The organism is Prevotella dentalis DSM 3688, from assembly GCF_000242335.1.
GTDB classification, from domain to species: Bacteria; Bacteroidota; Bacteroidia; order Bacteroidales; family Bacteroidaceae; genus Prevotella; species Prevotella seregens.
This window is the reverse complement of sequence record NC_019960.1, coordinates 1,541,329-1,558,740: the sequence shown is the minus strand read 5'-3', so window position 1 is coordinate 1,558,740 and position 17,412 is coordinate 1,541,329. Positions and strand designations below refer to the sequence as shown.

Sequence of the window (17,412 nt, the reverse complement as noted above, 5' to 3'; positions counted from 1 at the left end):
ACAACCACTTGAAACCAATATGATAAATTCATGAAACGGAAACTATTTACCTTTGCGGTGGCATTTGCGCTTGCCGTTGTCTGCATTGCACAGCGTCAGCTTCCCTCGTTTGTTCGACAAGATATTACTTTTGCTGATAAGCAGTATTCGCTGATGGAGCGGCAAATCGCGCGGACGGGAAAGCTACAGCTACCCAAAACCTTTGATAACGGTAAGGTCACATATATTCCCATAGACGACTGGTGCTCGGGCTTCTATCCCGGAAGCCTCTGGTATCTTCAGCAACTTACAGGTAAGAAAGACTGGGGAGAGCGTGCAATGAGATATACCGAGATGCTCGACTCCGTACAGTATCTCAAGTGGCATCATGATGTAGGCTTCATGATTGGAAGCAGTTATCTCAACGGTTATCGCCTCTGTGCCCATAAAGAATATGTTCCCGTCATTGTGCAGACAGCCAGGTCTCTGGCCACTCGCTTCCATCCCGGTGCTGGGATCATCCAATCGTGGAATACGGATCGGGGATGGCAGTCACAGCGTGGCTGGACATGTCCCGTCATTATTGACAACATGCTCAACTTGGAGTTACTCTTTGAGGCCACACGCCTCTCTGGAGATTCCACGTTCCATAAGATAGCGGTGAGCCATGCCAATGCCACATTGGCCCATCACTTTCGTCCCAATGGAAGCTGCTATCATGTGGTAGACTATGAACCCGTCACGGGCAAAGTGCTCCGTCGGCAGACAGCCCAGGGGTATGACGATGAGAGTGCCTGGGCGCGTGGACAGGCTTGGACCATTTACGGTTACACCGTGTGTTATCGCTATACACATGACCGTCGTTATCTCGAGAGGGCTGAGAATACGTTGCACTTTATCCTCACAAATAAGAATATGCCGCGTGACTTGGTACCCTACTGGGACTATGATGCTCCAAAAATTCCCTATGAGCCGCGCGATGTCTCTTCTGCTGCCTGTGTAGCATCGGCACTCGTGGAACTCGACAGCTATCTGCCAGGGCGTGGTTACCGCCAGCTGGCTATCAAGATGCTGTGCTTTCTTTCTACCTCTGCCTATCGTGCCAAGCTTGGAGAGAATGGTTGCTTTCTGCTCATGCACTCTGTGGGTAGTATTCCTCACAATAACGAGATTGACGTGCCCTTGAATTACGCCGACTATTATTTTCTCGAAGCTCTCTATCGGCTTCGTAGCACCAAGTAAAAGCAACGCTGGAACACATGGATAAACTATATGCACTTCTTATCAGTCCTTTGGCTGTCTGCCCGCAGACGGTGGGGGCACAGGACGCATCAGACGTTGTGGCCGACCGTCCCAATGTGATTTACGTGTTTCCCGACCAGTTTCGTAATGCCGCCCTTGGTTTCTGGAACGAACCTGGTTATCGTGAGCAGGTGAACTTCAGAGGGGATCCGACTGTAACTCCAAATATCAACCGTTTTGCCCGTGAGTCGAGGGTCATGAGGTCGGTCATGAGTAATTTCCCGTTGAGTAGTCCTCACCGTGGCAGTTTGCTTACGGGCATGTATCCCAACAAGAGTGGTGTGCCAGAGAACTGTAATTCTAGTCGTCCTTTCAGTTATATCCGCGAGGGAATCACCACAGTGAGCGATGTGTTTGCTGCGGCTGGCTACGATTGTGGATACATAGGGAAATTGCATGCTGACGTACCGCAGCGGAACGACCCTGACCGCCCCGGCCATTATGTAGAAGACGGAGTGTTGGTCTGGGATGCTTTCACGCCGGTGCAACGACGCCATCATTTTAATTTCTGGTACAGTTACGGTACTTTCGACGAACACAAGAACCCCCATTATTGGGATACCGAGGGCCGCAAGCACGAACCACACGAGTGGTCGCCGATGCATGAGGCCAAGGTGGCAGCTGCTTACATACGCAATGAGCATGGGGTGAGAGACCCGCACAAGCCTTTCTTTCTCATGGTGGGCATGAATCCGCCCCATAGCCCTTATCGCAGCAGCGAAGACTGTATGCCCGAAGATTATGCCCTTTATGCCGACAAGCCTTTGGATAGTCTGCTCGTCAGGCCCAATACCAACCGCGCACTGGCCAAGGCCCCGTCCGTGCGTTACTATTTTGCTTCTGTTACGGGGGTTGACCGCGCTTTTGGACAGATACTCCAAGCTGTCAAGGAACAGGGAATTGAGCGGAACACCATTGTCGTGTTTGCCTCAGACCATGGTGAGACCATGTGTAGCCAGAATACCGACGATCCCAAGAACTCGCCCTATACGGAATCGATGAATATCCCGTTCATCGTGCGCTGGCCGGGGCATGTACCTGTGGGTATAGACAGTGTTCTCATGTCTACGCCCGATATTATGCCTACATTGCTCAGTATGGCAGGACTGAAGCATTGTATCCCCAGCTTGTGGCAGGGACGTGACTACGCTGCGCTCTTCCTCGATCCCTCTGCCAAGGTGCCTCGTCCTGATGCCGCACTCTACTTCCAAAATCTTGATGGTGAAAAGGATGCACAAGGAATAGTGAAAGATTATTTCCCAGCCGCCCGTGGCATCAAGACTGCCCGTTATACCTTGGCACTCTATATCGACCGGCGTGGCAGGCTCAAGCGCACACTTTTTTTCGATGACCAGACTGATCCTTACCAGATGCAAAATCTCAATCCCCGTATGTATCGGAAGACTTATCGACTGCTTGTCGAAAAGATGATGTCTATGCTGCGCGATATAGACGACCCGTGGAGCCACATGCAACTTAAGGGAATTGACTTGGAAAGAGAACAGTAGGAGGACAATCAGCAAGTCCATTATTCAACAACAATAAAACATTGATAGCGATGAAACACTTTATTAAATTTGTAACTTCACTGTGCGTAGCACTTGCCATGGCAACCGGCACCAACGCACAGGACACAAAGACATGGGACTTTACAAAGATTAGCACCGTGGACAGAGAGGCTATAGAGGCCAATATCAAGGACTCTGGCAAGGATTGGGAAGAGAAAGACGGCGTGTGGTTCTGTAAAACAGCCATCGGTCAGAACAGCAAGAACAATGTAGCCGTGTCTTATGCAGATATTTATAAGGAGACTGCAACCAAACCACTCTACAGCAATCCGGCAGTCAAACCCAGACAGGAGGCAGAATATACCAAAGGACTGCATTTTGGCATTTGGATAAATGGCAACGAGACGACGCCAGCCCCAACCAAAGCCATTTATAAGAATCTGAAAATACAGCATGACAAAAATACGAGACTCCTGCTGAATGCCAAGAATATTATTATTGTGATTCCTGCGCTGAAGAAAGGCTATACCCTCGAAGTGACTATGGCAGGAAATTCTGATAAAGAGCCCCACACGCTTGAAGCCATGAACGTGACTTCCCAGTTCAAGCCCCAAGAACAGAACTTCAACATGAAGTTCCTGCGTCGGACCAAGGTGAAAGCCGATGGAAATGTGGTGCTGCGTTCTACCGATGGAGGAATCTATGTCTATGACATCACCGTGAAAGACGAGCAAGGCCAGGTGCTGACCAAGGAACAGATTGGGGCAGTTCATACGGCTGTCTCTACGGTTAAGGCTCATGCAGAGACTACTGACCGGAATGTCTATACTCTCGAGGGCAAGTGTATGGGTGCCCATCTTGATGCCTTGCCGCATGGCATATATGTGGTGAATGGAAAGAAAGTAGCCAAGTGAAGGTTCCCAACTGACAAGCTAAACAGTAAGAGTTTCTTAGTATGAACAGGTATAAGAAGGTGGCTGCCTCCATGGCTGCCGCTATATTCCTCCTTAGTCCAATCTCGATACAGGCCGGAGTGTGGGAGGATTATGTGGGCAAATCACCCAACAATGTGTTGCCCGACTTTTCGTATGCGGGTTATCATCATGGGGAAGAGGCACCTGCCGATGTCTATTCATTGGGGTACACCATCATTAACGTGAAAGACTATATGGCAGCCAATGGACTGACGGCCCGTCAGGCACTCATGAATATAGCCGCCAAATATAAGAATAGGGAGAAGGCCAAGGTTATAATTTACTTCCCCGAGGGTGATTATGTGCTGCATACTAAGGATGACAATATAAACGGGAAGTCGTTTTGCATTAATATCTTGGCCGGACATATCGTATTGAAAGGCGATGGGGTAGGCAAGACGAGGCTTATCATGCAGGACCCCAACCTGCCCAACAATCCCAATACGCTTTACAGTTCGCCCGCAATGATACAGTTGCGCAACAACGGAGAGGCCGCTCCGAAGTATTCCACCAAAGTGATGGCTGATGCAGATAAGGGCGGCATGAGTGTAGAGGTGGAGAATGCTTCGATGTACAAGGCGGGAGATTGGGTCTGCCTGAAGGTCGTCAATGCCGACCGAAATTTCATTGCAGAAGAGTTGGGCCGGCCGGCCGACAAGGCAATGACCAATCTTGTCAAGGTAGGCGTGCAGGTCTACGACGCCCATCAAATCAAGTCGGTCAGCGGCAATACAGTTACTTTCTACGAGCCGTTGCTCCATCGGGTGGAAAGCAAGTACAATTGGACGCTCGACTGGTTCAAGCATTTTGAGGAGGTAGGTGTGGAAGACTTGACTTTCGTGGGAAACTGTGTACCCGACTTTAAGCATCACCGCACATGGCAGGACGATGGTGCCTACAAGCCCATCCAGTATGTGCGCATGGTGAACTCTTGGATGCGCCGTGTCTCTTTTGAGAGTGTGAGCGAGGCTTGTACTTTCGATGGCTGTGCCAGTGTTTCGGCTACCGAGATAGAGATTATAGGCAATCGCGGTCATTCTGCCATACGTCTACAGAAGACCACCCGAGGCTTCATAGGCAATGTCTACGACCACACCCGGGGGCCGCTTACCGACGATCGGTCACAGATACTCGAGGATATGGGGCAATTTCATGCCTGTGGTGTATCGAAACAGAGCTTGGGTTGTGTGGTCTACAAGGTGAAGTGGGGCAGAGACGCTTGTTTTGAATCACATGCCACGCAGCCGCGTGCCACGCTTATTGATGCCTGTTACGGAGGTTTCATGATGTATAGGATGGGTGGCGACCAGTCGCAGTTGCCCAATCATCTCGATGATTTGGTCATTTGGAACTTTGACTGCAAGGGAACCTCGCTGCAGACCAAGAAAGCAGGTCGGTTTATCTGGTGGACGGATCCTGGAAAATCGGGATGGATGTGTTTCATGCCGCCTGTGATGGTGGGCTTCCATGGCAACGTCGCAGACTTGCATTTCAATAGTGACGAGATAAAAAGGAATGAAGGCTACGGACTGGCCGAGGCTGCACACCCCTCGTTGTATCGTGCCCAAATACAGGAGCGGCTGCACAAGATCCCCGATTGGCTTGACGAATTGGATTGTGTGGACCTGACCACAGGCTTGGGGAGAGGAACCGTTAGGACTCCACAACCTGCAGATGGCAGGATTTACAATCTTGAGGGACAGTGCGTGGGTACTGACCTGGATACTTTGCCACACGGTATCTACATCGTCTGTGGCAAGAAAGTGATGAGATAAACAAACTGCCTGTTTATATATTCCTGGCTGGAGAGTAGCCTGATTGTAGCCGTCGCTTTTTTGCCGATGGCGGTGGTCAAGCATTCTCCAGCCCTTTTGCGTATGTGTAGAGTCTTTTGTAGAAAGGGTGTCGGGTGAGTGTGGGCGCATTGCCGAGGATGATGAGCTTCATGCGTGCTCGGGTGATGGCTACATTCATACGGCGCAGGTCGCACAGAAAGCCTATTTGTCCCTGGTCGTTGGCACGCACCATAGAGACAAGGATGATGTCGCGTTCCTGCCCTTGGAACCCGTCGACGGTATTCACAGAAATGAGATGACGGTAGGGCTTGAAGAACTCGCGTCGCTTGATGAGCTGCCTCAGATATTGCACTTGGGCGCGGTAGGGCGAGATGACACCCACGTCAATCTTCTCGTCGAGGATGCGTTGGCGGCCAATCTTGACGAAATAATCCTGCAAGGCGTCCAGCGTGAGGAAAGCCTCGCCACGGTTCACTCGGCCATAACTCTCGCCCACGAACTGCTCACTAAAGTCAGAAGCCTTCCCCAACCCTTCCGGTAGGAGAGAGTCGCCAATGTTCTTATGGGGGACTTGTTCCACCTCCCCTGCCGGGGAGAGTTGTGGAGGGGCCGTGTCTATCCAGGTGAACGGATTCTCCAGGTCGAGTATTCCACGGTGTTTCGCTTGCGGAGCAGTCTCCACCCGACCGCCGTAGAACCATTCTGAAGAGAAGTGCATGATTTCTTCCCTCATGCGATACTGTACCTGCAACAAAGTGACACACTCGGGCTTCTGCTCAACAATGCGCTCCATGAGCGTTTTGCCCAGCCCTGCTTTCATGGCGGCGATACTCTTCACGGTGGGCGGAAGCTGACAGTGGTCACCTGCCAATACAACGCGTGAGACCCGACGGATGGGAATCCAGCAGGCTGCCTCAAGGGCTTGGGCGGCCTCGTCGATGAAGAGCGTGGAGAATTTCTGCCCCTCAAGCAGACGGCTGTCGGCCCCTACGAGGGTGGAAGCTATGACGCGTGCCTCGCCGAAGAGCTCGGCATTGATGCGTATTTCCAGTTCGGTGGCCCTCGATTTCAACCGTTCCATCTTCTGGTGGTAGCTCTCGTCGCGTCCCTTACGTTTCTTGCGTAGTTCGCGTATGGCTTTTCGGATGGCCCACAGCTGTGGGTAGTCAGGATGTGCCTCAAAGCGGCGCTCGTAGGTGAATCCCAGCATTTTGTCGTTCACGCGGGTGGGATTGCCGATGCGCAGCACGTTGATGCCTCGGTCAACAAGTTTTTCCGAAATCCAGTCTACGGCCATGTTGCTCTGTGCGCACACCAGTACCTGACTCTCGCGCATGAGTGTTTCATTGATGGCTTCAACCAATGTGGTGGTCTTGCCGGTTCCCGGCGGCCCGTGCACCACCTCCACATCCTTGGCCCGCAACACTTCGTTGACGGCCCTTTCCTGGGTGACATTAAGCCAAGGGAAACTCATGGGTGCAAATGTGAATCGCTGGGCCGGTATGTGGGAATAGAACAGATCACGCAGGTAGGCCATACGATTGCCCTTGGCTTTGATGACCCGGTCAAGGGCGGAGAACATGGCACGATAGCTGGTCTCGTCGAACGACAGTTGCACGCCAAGGGGCATCGTGGCCGAGGTTACGTCGCTGACGCGCCCCTCAGGCAGGATTATCACCATGCGGTCTCCGTCTACATAGGAGACGGTGCCGCCACACAGCAGTCTCACCGAAGCCTCCTTGCCGGCGGACGCAGGGGCTGATGGCTTGTCCGTATCTTGTTTTGCACTGTCCGAGGAGGAGGTTTTAGCGGAGAGGGCAAAAAGCATGATTTGTTTGCCGAACTCGAAATTGTGCTCAATGTCCTGGTCGGCTGTTCGGAAGATTTCGAGGGAGAGCTGGTTGAGCGAGTTGTAAAAAGTGTTGCCCGTCCGAATCGGACACCACGCGTCTCCACGTTTCACCTGTCGGCCTATGCCGCGGGCTTCGGTCTGCTGGCGAAATGCTTCTTTCTCGGTCTGGTATTCCAGTTGCAGCAACAGGCGTTGTCGCTGTAGGGCTTGTATGGGAGACTCCTGTGTCATAACTGCGCGCAAATGTAGAAATAATCGTAGAATTGTGCAAGGATGCAGGCCCAAAAGTTTCCCGTTTTTATTTTCTTAAATTGTGTAAATCCCTTGGCCTTTCAAAGATTTAACCATATCTTTGCATACGTTGTGCGGCAATAGCTCAGTTGGTAGACCCCGACCTTGCCAAGGTCGGGGTCGCGAGTTCGAGTCTCGTTTGCCGCTCAGGGTTAGATACAATCCGATGCCGCAATGGTGGAATTGGTAGACACGAGGGACTTAAAATCCCTTGGCCAGTAATGGCTGTGCGGGTTCGAGTCCCGCTCGCGGCACTTCCTAAATTTTTAGTCATTATGCGCAATCAACTAATTCTTTCTCTCTCTGTTTTCTCTGTGCTGACATTCTCAGCCTGTTCCAAACTGGGCCCCTTGTCGACCGACCAGTTTACGGTAGATCCTAACCCGCTGGAGACACAGCATGGCCAAGTGCCGGCCACAGTCAATGGCACATTCCCTGCCAAGTATATGAAGACCAAGGCTGTGGTTACTGTGGTTCCCGAACTGCGTTACGGCAACGGACAGGTGGCCAAGGGACAGGGTACCACGTTCCAGGGCGAGCGCGTCATGGGCAATGACCAGACCATCTCGTACAAAGTGGGTGGCCGCTACACCATGAAGACGACATTCGACTACGTGCCCGAGATGCAGCAGAGCGAAATGTATCTCACGTTTGATGCTCGTCTGGGCAAGAAGAAAGTGAACGTGCCAGCAGTCAAGGTGGCCACGGGTGTTCTTGCCACAGCCGAGCTTTACCGCCAGACCATGATGAATGCCGGCGGCTGCATTGCTCCCGACTCTTTCCAGCGTGTGAAGGCCCAAAAGACCGAAGCCAACATCAAGTTCCTTGTGAACCAGGCCAACCTGCGCAAGAGCGAGCTGAAGAACAGTTCGGTGAAAGAATTCATCAACATGCTCAAGCAGATCAATGCCGACCGCGAGGGTCTCAACCTGCGTAATGTAGAGGTGTCGGCCTATGCCTCGCCAGAGGGTGGTTTCAGCTTCAACGACAAGCTGGCCGGCAAGCGTCAAAACACCAGTGAGAACTATGTGAAGCAGCAACTCAAGGCAGCCCAGTTGGGCGACGCTAACGTTGATGCCCACTATACTGCCCAGGATTGGGATGGATTCAAGCGCCTCGTGCAGGCCAGCAACATTCAGGACAAGAACGTTATCTTGCGTGTGCTGGAAATGTATAAGGATCCCGAGGAGCGCGAGCGTCAGATTCGTAACATGAGCGAGGGCTTCCGCGAACTGGCCGACGGTATTTTGCCCGAGTTGCGTCGTAGCCGTCTCATCATCAATTATGAGACCGTGGGCCGTTCCGACGACCAGATCAAGGAGCAGTACGCTAGTGATCCCACTCGGCTGAGCGCCGACGAGCTGCTTTATGCCGCCAGTCTGGAGCAAGATGCCAGCAAGAAGGAAGCCATCTACAAGAAAGCAACCGAGCTTTACGGCAACGACTATCGTGCTTACAACAACTTGGCTGCGTTGGCATTCAACCGTGGCGATGAGGCCGCTGCCAAGTCGTATATCAACCAGGCTATGGGCAAGAATGCCAAGGCTCCCGAGGCCAATGCCAATCTGGGACTCATTGCCCTGCGCCACGGCAACCTGCAGGAGGCCGAGAGCTGCCTGGCCAATGCCATTGATGCCAACGGATTTGGCGAGGCTCTGGGCAATCTGAATATTGCCAAGGGCAACTACGACACAGCCGTGCGCAATTTTGACGACTCCAAGTCGAACAGTGCCGCACTGGCCCAGCTACTCAACAAGGACTATGCCTCGGCGGCCGCTACGCTGAAGGCTGTGAAAAATCCCGATGCCATGACCGACTATCTGATGGCCATTGTACAGAATCGTCAGGGCAATGTAGCTTCTGCACGCGAGTATCTGCAGAAAGCTACGTCGGCCGATGCTGCTTTGGCTGCTTATGCTGCCAAGGATTTGGAATTTGCCAACTTGAAGTAAGCAACTCTATACCATGATTCGGCCCTGTGATTTGATACCGGGCGTGTATGCGCCTTTCACAGTTATTATATCATAAAGGAAAGAAGGTCGCTTGGGCGGCCTCTTTCCGTTCTATACTTACATCTTATGTGCTTTCAGCGGCATGAGCGTCATGTATAAATCTCTTCTTTTCTGCTCTCTTGCACTTTTGCTGGTTTCTTGTGGTGTGGACAGCAAGCATTTCAAGATAGAAGGCCGTTTCCTCCACATGAATCAGGGCGAACTCTATGTCTATGGTGGCGATGGTTCGGTGGACGGCATTGACACCATCAAGGTGGAGGGCGGCCGCTTTGCCTATGAAATGCCCTGTGAGCATGCCAGTACGCTTATGCTGGTGTTCCCCAACTTTTCTGAACAACCCATTTTTGCCGAGCCGGGCAAGTCGGTCGACATAGACGGTGACGCCTCACACCTGAAAGAACTAAAGGTAAAGGGCACCGACGACAACGAACTGATGACAAAGTTCCGCCAGCAGACAGCCAATGCCTCTCCGCCAGAGACCAAACGGTATGCCCGACAGTTCTGCGAGGACTATCCGGAGTCGGCGGTGAGTGTGTATCTGATGAGGCGATACTTCGTGACCGCAGTCGAGCCCGATTATCGTCAGGCCGTTACCCTCATCCGGATGATGGAGCCCAGGCAGCCCGCCAATGGCCAGTTGGTGCGCATGAAGCAGTTGCTCAAGGCACTGGGTTCCACAGGTGTAGGAGCCGCACTGCCGGCCTTTACCGCTTACGACATGAACGGACGGCTTGTCTCATCGTCCAGCCTTTCTACAGGGCTGGTCGTGGTCTGCACATGGGCCTCGTGGAGTTATGAGAGCACAGATATGCTACGCCAGATTCACCAGCTACAACGGAGCTCCCAAGGGAGGCTTAAGGTGGTTTCGATTTCACTGGATGCGGGTAAACAGGACTGCCGCCCTACGCTGAAGAACGACAGCATATCCTGGCCCAACATCTGTGATGGCATGATGTTCGACGGCAAGACGGTGCAGCACCTGGGGCTGAAGGCCGTGCCGGACAACCTGCTGCTGCGCAATGGCCGCATCATTGCACGCAGTCTTTCCCCACAAGAACTGCAACAAAAAATCAAACAGAATTTGTAACGCCACTCTTTTCCACGGAAAGTCTTGTCCCTATGCTTGTCAAAACCTATAGCGCCGCAGTGAATGGCCTCGACGTAACACCTGTTACCATTGAGGTGAGCCTTACCCGGGGCGTGATGTATCATCTTACGGGGCTGGGCGATGAGGCCGTGCGCGAGGGTCGTGACCGCATTTCGGCCGCCATGCTGCACAACGGATTCCACTTTCCCAAGGCCGACATCACTGTCAACATGGCTCCGGCCGACCTGCGCAAGGAGGGAAGCAGCTTCGACCTGCCATTGGCCATCGCCATCCTTGCGGCCGACGGACAGGTGCCGACCGACGGGCTCGACCGTTATATGATGGTGGGCGAGCTGGGACTCGACGGTAAGCTGCAGCCGGCCAAGGGGGTGCTGCCCATTGCCATCAAGGCCAGGGCCGAACACTACAAAGGACTTATCGTGCCTCGCGAGAACGTGCGCGAGGCCGCCATCGTGAACCAACTGGAGGTGTATGGCATGGACACAATGGCTGCCGTCATCGGGTTCCTGACGGGCCGGACGCCTTGCGAACCCACCGAAGTGGACACGCGGCGCGAGTTTTACGAGCAGCAATACAATTTCGACCTCGACTTTGCCGACGTGCGTGGCCAGGAGAATGTGAAACGGGCACTCGAGGTGGCGGCTGCCGGAGGCCACAATCTCATTATGATTGGTCCTCCGGGCAGCGGTAAGAGCATGATGGCGAAGCGGCTGCCCTCCATACTACCGCCGCTGACACTGTCCGAGAGCCTGGAGACCACGCAGATACATTCGGTGGCCGGACTGCTGGCCCGCCAGTCGGCACTTATCTCGCAACGGCCTTTCAGGTCGCCGCATCACACTATATCCGAGGTGGCCCTTGTAGGGGGAGGCATGAATCCTATGCCCGGCGAAATCAGTCAGGCCCATAATGGCGTGCTCTTCTGCGACGAGCTTCCCGAGTTCAGCAAGCATACCCTGGAAGTGTTGCGCCAGCCGCTCGAAGACCGTGTCATTACCATTAGCCGGGCCAAATATTCGGTGACCTTTCCGTGCAGTTTTATGTTTGTGGCCAGCATGAATCCCTGTCCCTGCGGCTACTATGGAGACCCGACCCACCACTGCGTGTGCACGCCGGGACAAATACAGAAATACTTGAACAAGATTTCAGGGCCGCTTATGGACCGTATCGACATTCAGTGCGAGATAGCCGCCCTGCCGTTCAAGGACATCAGTAAGGCGGCCCCGGGTGAGCCGAGTGCATGTATCCGTGAGCGGGTGATTGCCGCCCGGGCCATGCAGACCGAACGATTCAAGGAATACAAGGACGTGCACTGCAATGCGCAGATGACCGAACGTATGATTCACCGCTATGCGGAGCCCGACGACCAGGGGCTGGAGTTGCTGCGCGTGGCCATGGAGCGGTTGTCGCTCTCGGCGCGGGCCTACAGTCGCATTCTCAAGGTGGCCCGCACCATTGCCGACCTGGCCGGAGCAGAGCACGTGGGCAACGGCCATTTGGCCGAAGCCATCGGCTATCGAAACCTCGACCGCGGCGACTGGGCCGAGCGGGGATTATAATCAGGAACATCAACCAATCACGAACGATACAATGAAACAAACCATCAAACTATTCGCCGTCTTGTTAGCTTGCGTGCTCCCGCAGGGGCTTTGTGCCAAAACCAAGACGAAGACCGCGGTCAGTGACCGCCAGTATTGGTGCCAGCAGGCCTACAAGATGGCGCAGCCCGTGCTGGAAAACATGGCCAAAGGCGAACTGCAGAAGAACATGCTGCTCGAGGTGAGCCCCAACTGGGACGGCCGATCGAAGAAAGTGGCCTACATGGAGTGCTTCGGGCGGCTCATGGCTGGCATTGCACCTTGGCTCTCGCTGCCCGACGACGACACGCCCGAGGGCAAGCAGCGGCGGCAACTGCGCACATGGGCGCTGGCCAGCTACAAGAATGCCGTGGACCCGCAGAGCCCCGATTATCTGGCCTGGAGGGGACACGGCCAGACACTTGTGGATGCCGCCTACGTGGCAGAGAGCTTTATCCGTGGCTTCGAGGCCCTTTGGGAACCGCTCGACACGGTGACCAAGCGACGCTATGTGGAGGAGTTCACACAGCTGCGCCGCGTGGATCCGCCTTATACCAATTGGTTCCTCTTCAGCTCGACCATTGAGAGTTTTCTGGCCAAGATCAAGGCACCCTACGATGAGTTCCGGGTGAACACGGCCTGCCGCAAGGTGGAGGAGTGGTATGTGGGCGACGGTTGGTACAGCGACGGCTCGGAGTTTGCCTTCGATTACTACAGTAGCTACGTGTTCCACCCGATGTATCTGGAGACGCTGCAGAACATGGTGGACGCCCGTGCCAGCACGCGTCTGGACTATCAGAAATACCGCGACCGAGAATTGAGGCGGGCACAGAAGTTCGCCATCATACTGGAACGCTTTATCTCGCCCGAGGGCACATTCCCCGTCTTTGGCCGTTCCACGCCTTACCGGCTGGCCGCCATGCAGCCATTGGCGTTGATGGCCTGGTACCAGCAATTGCCCAAAGACCTGAGCAACGGACAGGTGAGGGCTGCACTCACGCAGACGATGCACCGCATGTTCGACCATCAGAACAATTACAATGCGGCAGGATTCCTGACCATCGGGTTCTGCGGGGCCCAACCGGGCACGGCCGACTGGTACACCAACAATGGTTCGCTCTATATGTGCTCGCTCTGCTTCATGCCGTTGGGACTGCCGGCCGACGCAGCTTTCTGGACCGATGCCCCGCAACCTTGGACGCAGGTGAAAGCCTGGGGCGGGCAGCCTTTCCCCAAGGACCACCGATGGGGCGACAACATTCAGACCAAAGACAAGTGGTAGGCTTACGTGCCTACCGCTTATTTGCTTTTTTCCTAATATTCATTCACCCATTTAACACTAAGAACTATGAGAAAACATCTGTATTCGGCAGCCGCTGGCCTGGCGATGGCGAGCCTTGCGGCCATGTGCCTTGTGGGCTGCGGCACGAAAAAGGCAGCCTCGGAGATGGCTGCACGGCAGGAAACCACGGTGTTGTCGCCCGAAAAATCCTTGCCGGAGGTAGCCTCCAATCCCGGTTTTATAACCATCCTTGAGGCTGCAGAAGCTGTGATAAATCCTGGAAAACTCGACGAGGTGGCCAGGAAATATGGTTACAAAACGGTTGAAAATTATGAGGTTTCCCGGCTGGGCACTTATGAGAAGATGCTCTATAAAAACTGTATTCTTGGCAAGTCGCTGGGCCATGGAACCTATGCCGACACACCGCGGGCACTGAAAAAAGGCACGTCAAGCTATGTGGCTACGGCGCATGAAACAGTCATCGTCGGAGTGTTCAACCTTGCGGCCTACCAGAATTTGCTGAACCAACTTCAGGCTGCGGGCTACAGGCTGGCCTCGAAAGGCTATGAAGACCGATACACCAATGGGATGATCGATGCCTATTGTTATGCCGAACGCAAGACGATTCGGCTGCAAAGGGCGCAACCGTAAAGCGGATTTCCACGACGGGACACCTCATGGATTTGGTGATTCGCCACCTTTCAATAGGATATAAAGGCCGGAGTGTGGGCAGTGGGCTCGATGGCAGCGTGCCCGGCGGACAGCTGACGTGTCTGCTGGGAGTGAACGGCGTTGGCAAGTCGACCCTGCTGCGCACGCTGGCTGGACTGCAGCCGGCCTTGTCTGGAGAGGTGGAACTGTCGTCGGACGACAGCGGCCGGGTGGTCATGAACGAGCTGTCGAAGCAGGAAATGGCCCGAAATGTGGCCGTGGTGCTGACCGAACAGCCCGACGTGCAACACGTCACCGTGGGCGATATGGTGGGCATGGGGCGGATGCCTTACACCGGATTCTTTGGAAGATTACGCCGAGAAGACCGCCGGATTGTGGCGGAATCGCTGCGCCTTACCGGGCTAAACGCCTTTGCTTTACGGCAGTTTGGCGCGCTGAGTGACGGCGAACGGCAAAAGGTGATGATAGCCAAGGCTCTGGCCCAGCAGACTCCTGTTGTTCTGTTGGACGAGCCTACGGCCTTTCTTGACTATCCCAGCAAGGTGGAAATGATGAGGTTGTTGCGGCGGTTGGCGGGGGAGACGGGAAAGACCATCCTGCTTTCCACACACGACATAGACTTGGCCCTGCGCTTTGCCGACCGGCAATTGCTGCTCGACGGCAGTGGTCTGCGTGAGATTGGAAAGGAGGAACTTCGGCAATACATGGTCAGAACGCAGTCGCAGGGTGGTGCTGGCTCTTCCGCATCACTTGGTGAATGTCTTTGAGCGTACGGTCGAAGGGGCCGCTGTGTTCCAGTTTGAGCGTGCACATGGCAGCGGCAAACCGGCCGGACTCCTCGACGTTCATGCCTTGGGAACGGCAATAAAGATAGCCGGTGGAGTAGGTGTCGCCGCAGCCTGTGGCGTCGACGACCTTGGCGGGCCGGTAGGCCGGTATCTCATGGAACCGGCCGTCGGCATAGATGAGCGAGCCGTAGCTGCCTAATGTGATGACAATTTCGCGCACGCCATACTCTGCCAGTTGCAGAGCTACGGTGCGGGGGTTCTTGGAATTGGTGATGACCTCCATCTCGTGCTCGTTGAGTTTTAGGATGTCGGTGCAGGAAAGGATGTCTTTCTTGTCGGCCCAGTCGGTGGCATGCACCTGCTCTCCGACGACCTTGCGCAGGTAGCCCTGCACGTCTATCGAGACAAAGCCTTGTGTGGACAAGTATTTCACGACCTCCGGGGAGAAGTCGTCGTTGAGCAGACTGCCCAGATGGAACACCTTGGCTTCGAGCGGACGCATCTCTTCGATGGTGAAAGGATCGGCCTTGGCCAGCACCCGCTGCGTGCGGTTGTTGGTGTTCTCGCCGTACTTGTTCTCAAAGTACACGGTGTGGCGGCTAGAGTAGCACACGACGTCTACTCCGCTCTGTTGCAGCTTTTCCACTTCGGCCAGCTGTCCTCTTCCCACTTTGGTAACCAGCTGGTAGGATACTTTCGGGGGCAGTTGGCAGATGCCGTAGGACATGTAAAAGGAGGTGCCACCGGCCATGTGGACTGTACTCTCGGGGGTGATGATTTTATCGCGGGTGATATGCCCGATGCAACAGAGATCTTTCATCGGCAGATAATGTTTAGATTGCAAATTTACATAAAAATCGTGATTTATAAGCCAGTGGTAATAAAAAACCAAAAATAAATTCCCTGACGGCTTCCCTTGTACCGGTAGAAGTGTCAAGGCCAGCATAGATTTCCTTGTCCTAAACACATGCTCGTGGCACAATTTGTATTATCTTTGAGAGGTATTAATAATCCTCAAAATGTAGGCTTATGAGAATCGTATGCGGCCTTGACGTGCACAAAGATAGCATTTATCTTTGTATTTTGAGCAGCACAGGCGAAATTATTGAGAAAGTTTTCGGTGTTCTGACCTGCCAGTTACAGGAAATGCGTGATCTGATGCTCACACATCACGTAGAGGAGGCCGGCATGGAAAGCACGAGTGTCTATTGGATTCCTGTATGGCGTGTGCTTGAGCCGCACTTCAAGCTGAAGCTCATCAACCCCTACTTCATCAGGCAGCTTCCCGGCCACAAGAGCGATGTCAAGGATGCCCGGTGGATAGCGGAGTGCATGATGAAGGAACTTGTCCGTGGCAGCTTCGTCCCGCCCGAGCGCATCCAGCAGCTGCGCCAGTATGACAGGCGCATCTACGACCTTGACGATGAGATTGTCCGAAAGCTCGCCAAGCTCGACGCCGTCGTCCAGCGGTGCAACATCCGGCTGGGCAACTACGTGTCCAACACGGACAGCAAGAGCTACAAGTCCGTCATAGACAGGATCTGCGAGGGCGTGACCGACCCCAAGGTGCTTGTGGAGGAGATTCACGGCCGTATCATCAATCGCCACGGGAAGGACACCATCATCTCCTCGCTCACGGGATGCGTCACGGAATGCGACATGGACATCCTGCGCCAGCTCAAGGCCGAGATAGACATGGCCGGGCAACATAAGCAGGAATGCATGGACAAGATGCAGGCCGTCTGTGAAAGGGAATACTCCGCCGCATTGCAGAACCTACAGACCATACCGGGAATAAAGATGAGGGCCGCCACCTCACTGATTGCAGAAATCGGAACGGACATGGGCCATTTCCAGACGGCAAACCATCTTACTTCATGGAGTGGCCTGAGACCACGCAACGACCAGTCGAACAAGACCATAAAGTCACGCTGCATCACCCATGGCAACCGCTACCTGCGCCGCACCCTCATCCAATGCGCCTGGGGCGCGAGCCGCACCCAAGGCTGTTTCTTCAACCGCTTCTCCTATCATCAGACACAAGTCCGCAGAAAGAACAGGATGAAAGTACAGGTCGCCATTGCGCGCAAGATGCTTGTCTGCGCATGGCACATACTCAGCCGGAACGTCCAATACAAGGACTTCGACAACAGAATCGGGACTTCCGACGAAAACGGATGACACGATATACCGGTCATGGAAAGGCTATTATCTTTGTGATGGCACGCGACCTCGCTTTGCAAATTAACCCACGACATGGCCGGCGATGGA

Annotated in this window: 13 protein-coding genes and 2 tRNA genes; 13 read left to right on the top strand and 2 right to left on the bottom strand. The window is 54.1% G+C overall.

Annotated elements, in window-relative coordinates; genetic code table 11:
• Positions 1 to 30 precede the first annotated feature (30 nt).
• The 4 genes from PREDE_RS06175 to PREDE_RS06160 are packed head-to-tail and all read left to right on the top strand — an operon-like array spanning position 31 to position 5,538.
• Complete coding sequence (locus PREDE_RS06175; RefSeq protein ID WP_005845112.1) at positions 31 to 1,221, top strand: glycoside hydrolase family 88 protein; 1,191 nt, start codon at positions 31 to 33, stop codon at positions 1,219 to 1,221.
• 17 nt (positions 1,222 to 1,238) lie between these two features.
• Positions 1,239 to 2,789: a sulfatase family protein gene (locus PREDE_RS06170; protein ID WP_005845111.1), complete on the top strand. Its 1,551-nt coding sequence runs from the start codon at positions 1,239 to 1,241 to the stop codon at positions 2,787 to 2,789.
• A 50-nt stretch (positions 2,790 to 2,839) separates the two neighbouring features.
• The gene (locus tag PREDE_RS06165) at positions 2,840 to 3,703 is read left to right on the top strand and encodes a hypothetical protein (protein ID WP_005845110.1); all 864 of its coding nucleotides are present in this window, start codon (positions 2,840 to 2,842) and stop codon (positions 3,701 to 3,703) included.
• Between the two features lie 41 nt (positions 3,704 to 3,744).
• Complete coding sequence (locus PREDE_RS06160; protein ID WP_005845109.1) at positions 3,745 to 5,538, top strand: DUF4955 domain-containing protein; 1,794 nt, start codon at positions 3,745 to 3,747, stop codon at positions 5,536 to 5,538.
• A gap of 76 nt (positions 5,539 to 5,614) precedes the next feature.
• On the opposite strand, the gene PREDE_RS06155 is transcribed toward PREDE_RS06160, so the two are convergent.
• Complete coding sequence (locus PREDE_RS06155) at positions 5,615 to 7,642, bottom strand: AAA domain-containing protein (RefSeq protein ID WP_005845108.1); 2,028 nt, start codon at positions 7,640 to 7,642, stop codon at positions 5,615 to 5,617.
• A gap of 134 nt (positions 7,643 to 7,776) precedes the next feature.
• Here PREDE_RS06155 and PREDE_RS06150 point away from each other — a divergent pair.
• From PREDE_RS06150 to PREDE_RS06115, 8 genes are all read left to right on the top strand, one after another.
• Positions 7,777 to 7,849: transfer RNA gene (locus PREDE_RS06150), tRNA-Gly, on the top strand.
• A 21-nt stretch (positions 7,850 to 7,870) separates the two neighbouring features.
• Positions 7,871 to 7,956 (top strand) — tRNA-Leu (locus tag PREDE_RS06145).
• Between the two features lie 21 nt (positions 7,957 to 7,977).
• Positions 7,978 to 9,654 (top strand): tetratricopeptide repeat protein, encoded by a 1,677-nt coding sequence (locus tag PREDE_RS06140; protein WP_005845107.1) that lies wholly within the window; start codon positions 7,978 to 7,980, stop codon positions 9,652 to 9,654.
• Positions 9,655 to 9,796: 142 nt separating this feature from the next.
• Positions 9,797 to 10,801 carry a DUF4369 domain-containing protein gene (locus tag PREDE_RS06135; protein WP_005845106.1) on the top strand — a complete coding sequence of 335 codons (1,005 nt, stop codon included), beginning with the start codon at positions 9,797 to 9,799 and terminating at the stop codon, positions 10,799 to 10,801.
• A gap of 32 nt (positions 10,802 to 10,833) precedes the next feature.
• A complete protein-coding gene (locus PREDE_RS06130) occupies positions 10,834 to 12,381 on the top strand; it encodes a YifB family Mg chelatase-like AAA ATPase (RefSeq protein WP_005845105.1) in 1,548 nt (515 codons plus the stop codon).
• 31 nt (positions 12,382 to 12,412) lie between these two features.
• Complete coding sequence (locus tag PREDE_RS06125; RefSeq protein WP_005845104.1) at positions 12,413 to 13,681, top strand: DUF2264 domain-containing protein; 1,269 nt, start codon at positions 12,413 to 12,415, stop codon at positions 13,679 to 13,681.
• A gap of 66 nt (positions 13,682 to 13,747) precedes the next feature.
• Positions 13,748 to 14,332 carry a hypothetical protein gene (locus PREDE_RS06120; RefSeq protein WP_005845103.1) on the top strand — a complete coding sequence of 195 codons (585 nt, stop codon included), beginning with the start codon at positions 13,748 to 13,750 and terminating at the stop codon, positions 14,330 to 14,332.
• 26 nt (positions 14,333 to 14,358) lie between these two features.
• A complete protein-coding gene (locus PREDE_RS06115; RefSeq protein ID WP_005845102.1) occupies positions 14,359 to 15,120 on the top strand; it encodes an ABC transporter ATP-binding protein in 762 nt (253 codons plus the stop codon).
• Here PREDE_RS06115 and PREDE_RS06110 read toward each other — a convergent pair.
• The gene (locus tag PREDE_RS06110) at positions 15,062 to 15,961 is read right to left on the bottom strand and encodes a PfkB family carbohydrate kinase (protein WP_005845100.1); all 900 of its coding nucleotides are present in this window, start codon (positions 15,959 to 15,961) and stop codon (positions 15,062 to 15,064) included. The genes PREDE_RS06115 and PREDE_RS06110 overlap by 59 nt on opposite strands.
• Before the next feature lie 209 nt (positions 15,962 to 16,170).
• Between PREDE_RS06110 and PREDE_RS06105 the strand changes: the two genes are divergently transcribed.
• Positions 16,171 to 17,322: an IS110 family RNA-guided transposase gene (locus tag PREDE_RS06105; protein WP_005848072.1), complete on the top strand. Its 1,152-nt coding sequence runs from the start codon at positions 16,171 to 16,173 to the stop codon at positions 17,320 to 17,322.
• The last annotated feature ends 90 nt before the right edge of the window (positions 17,323 to 17,412 follow it).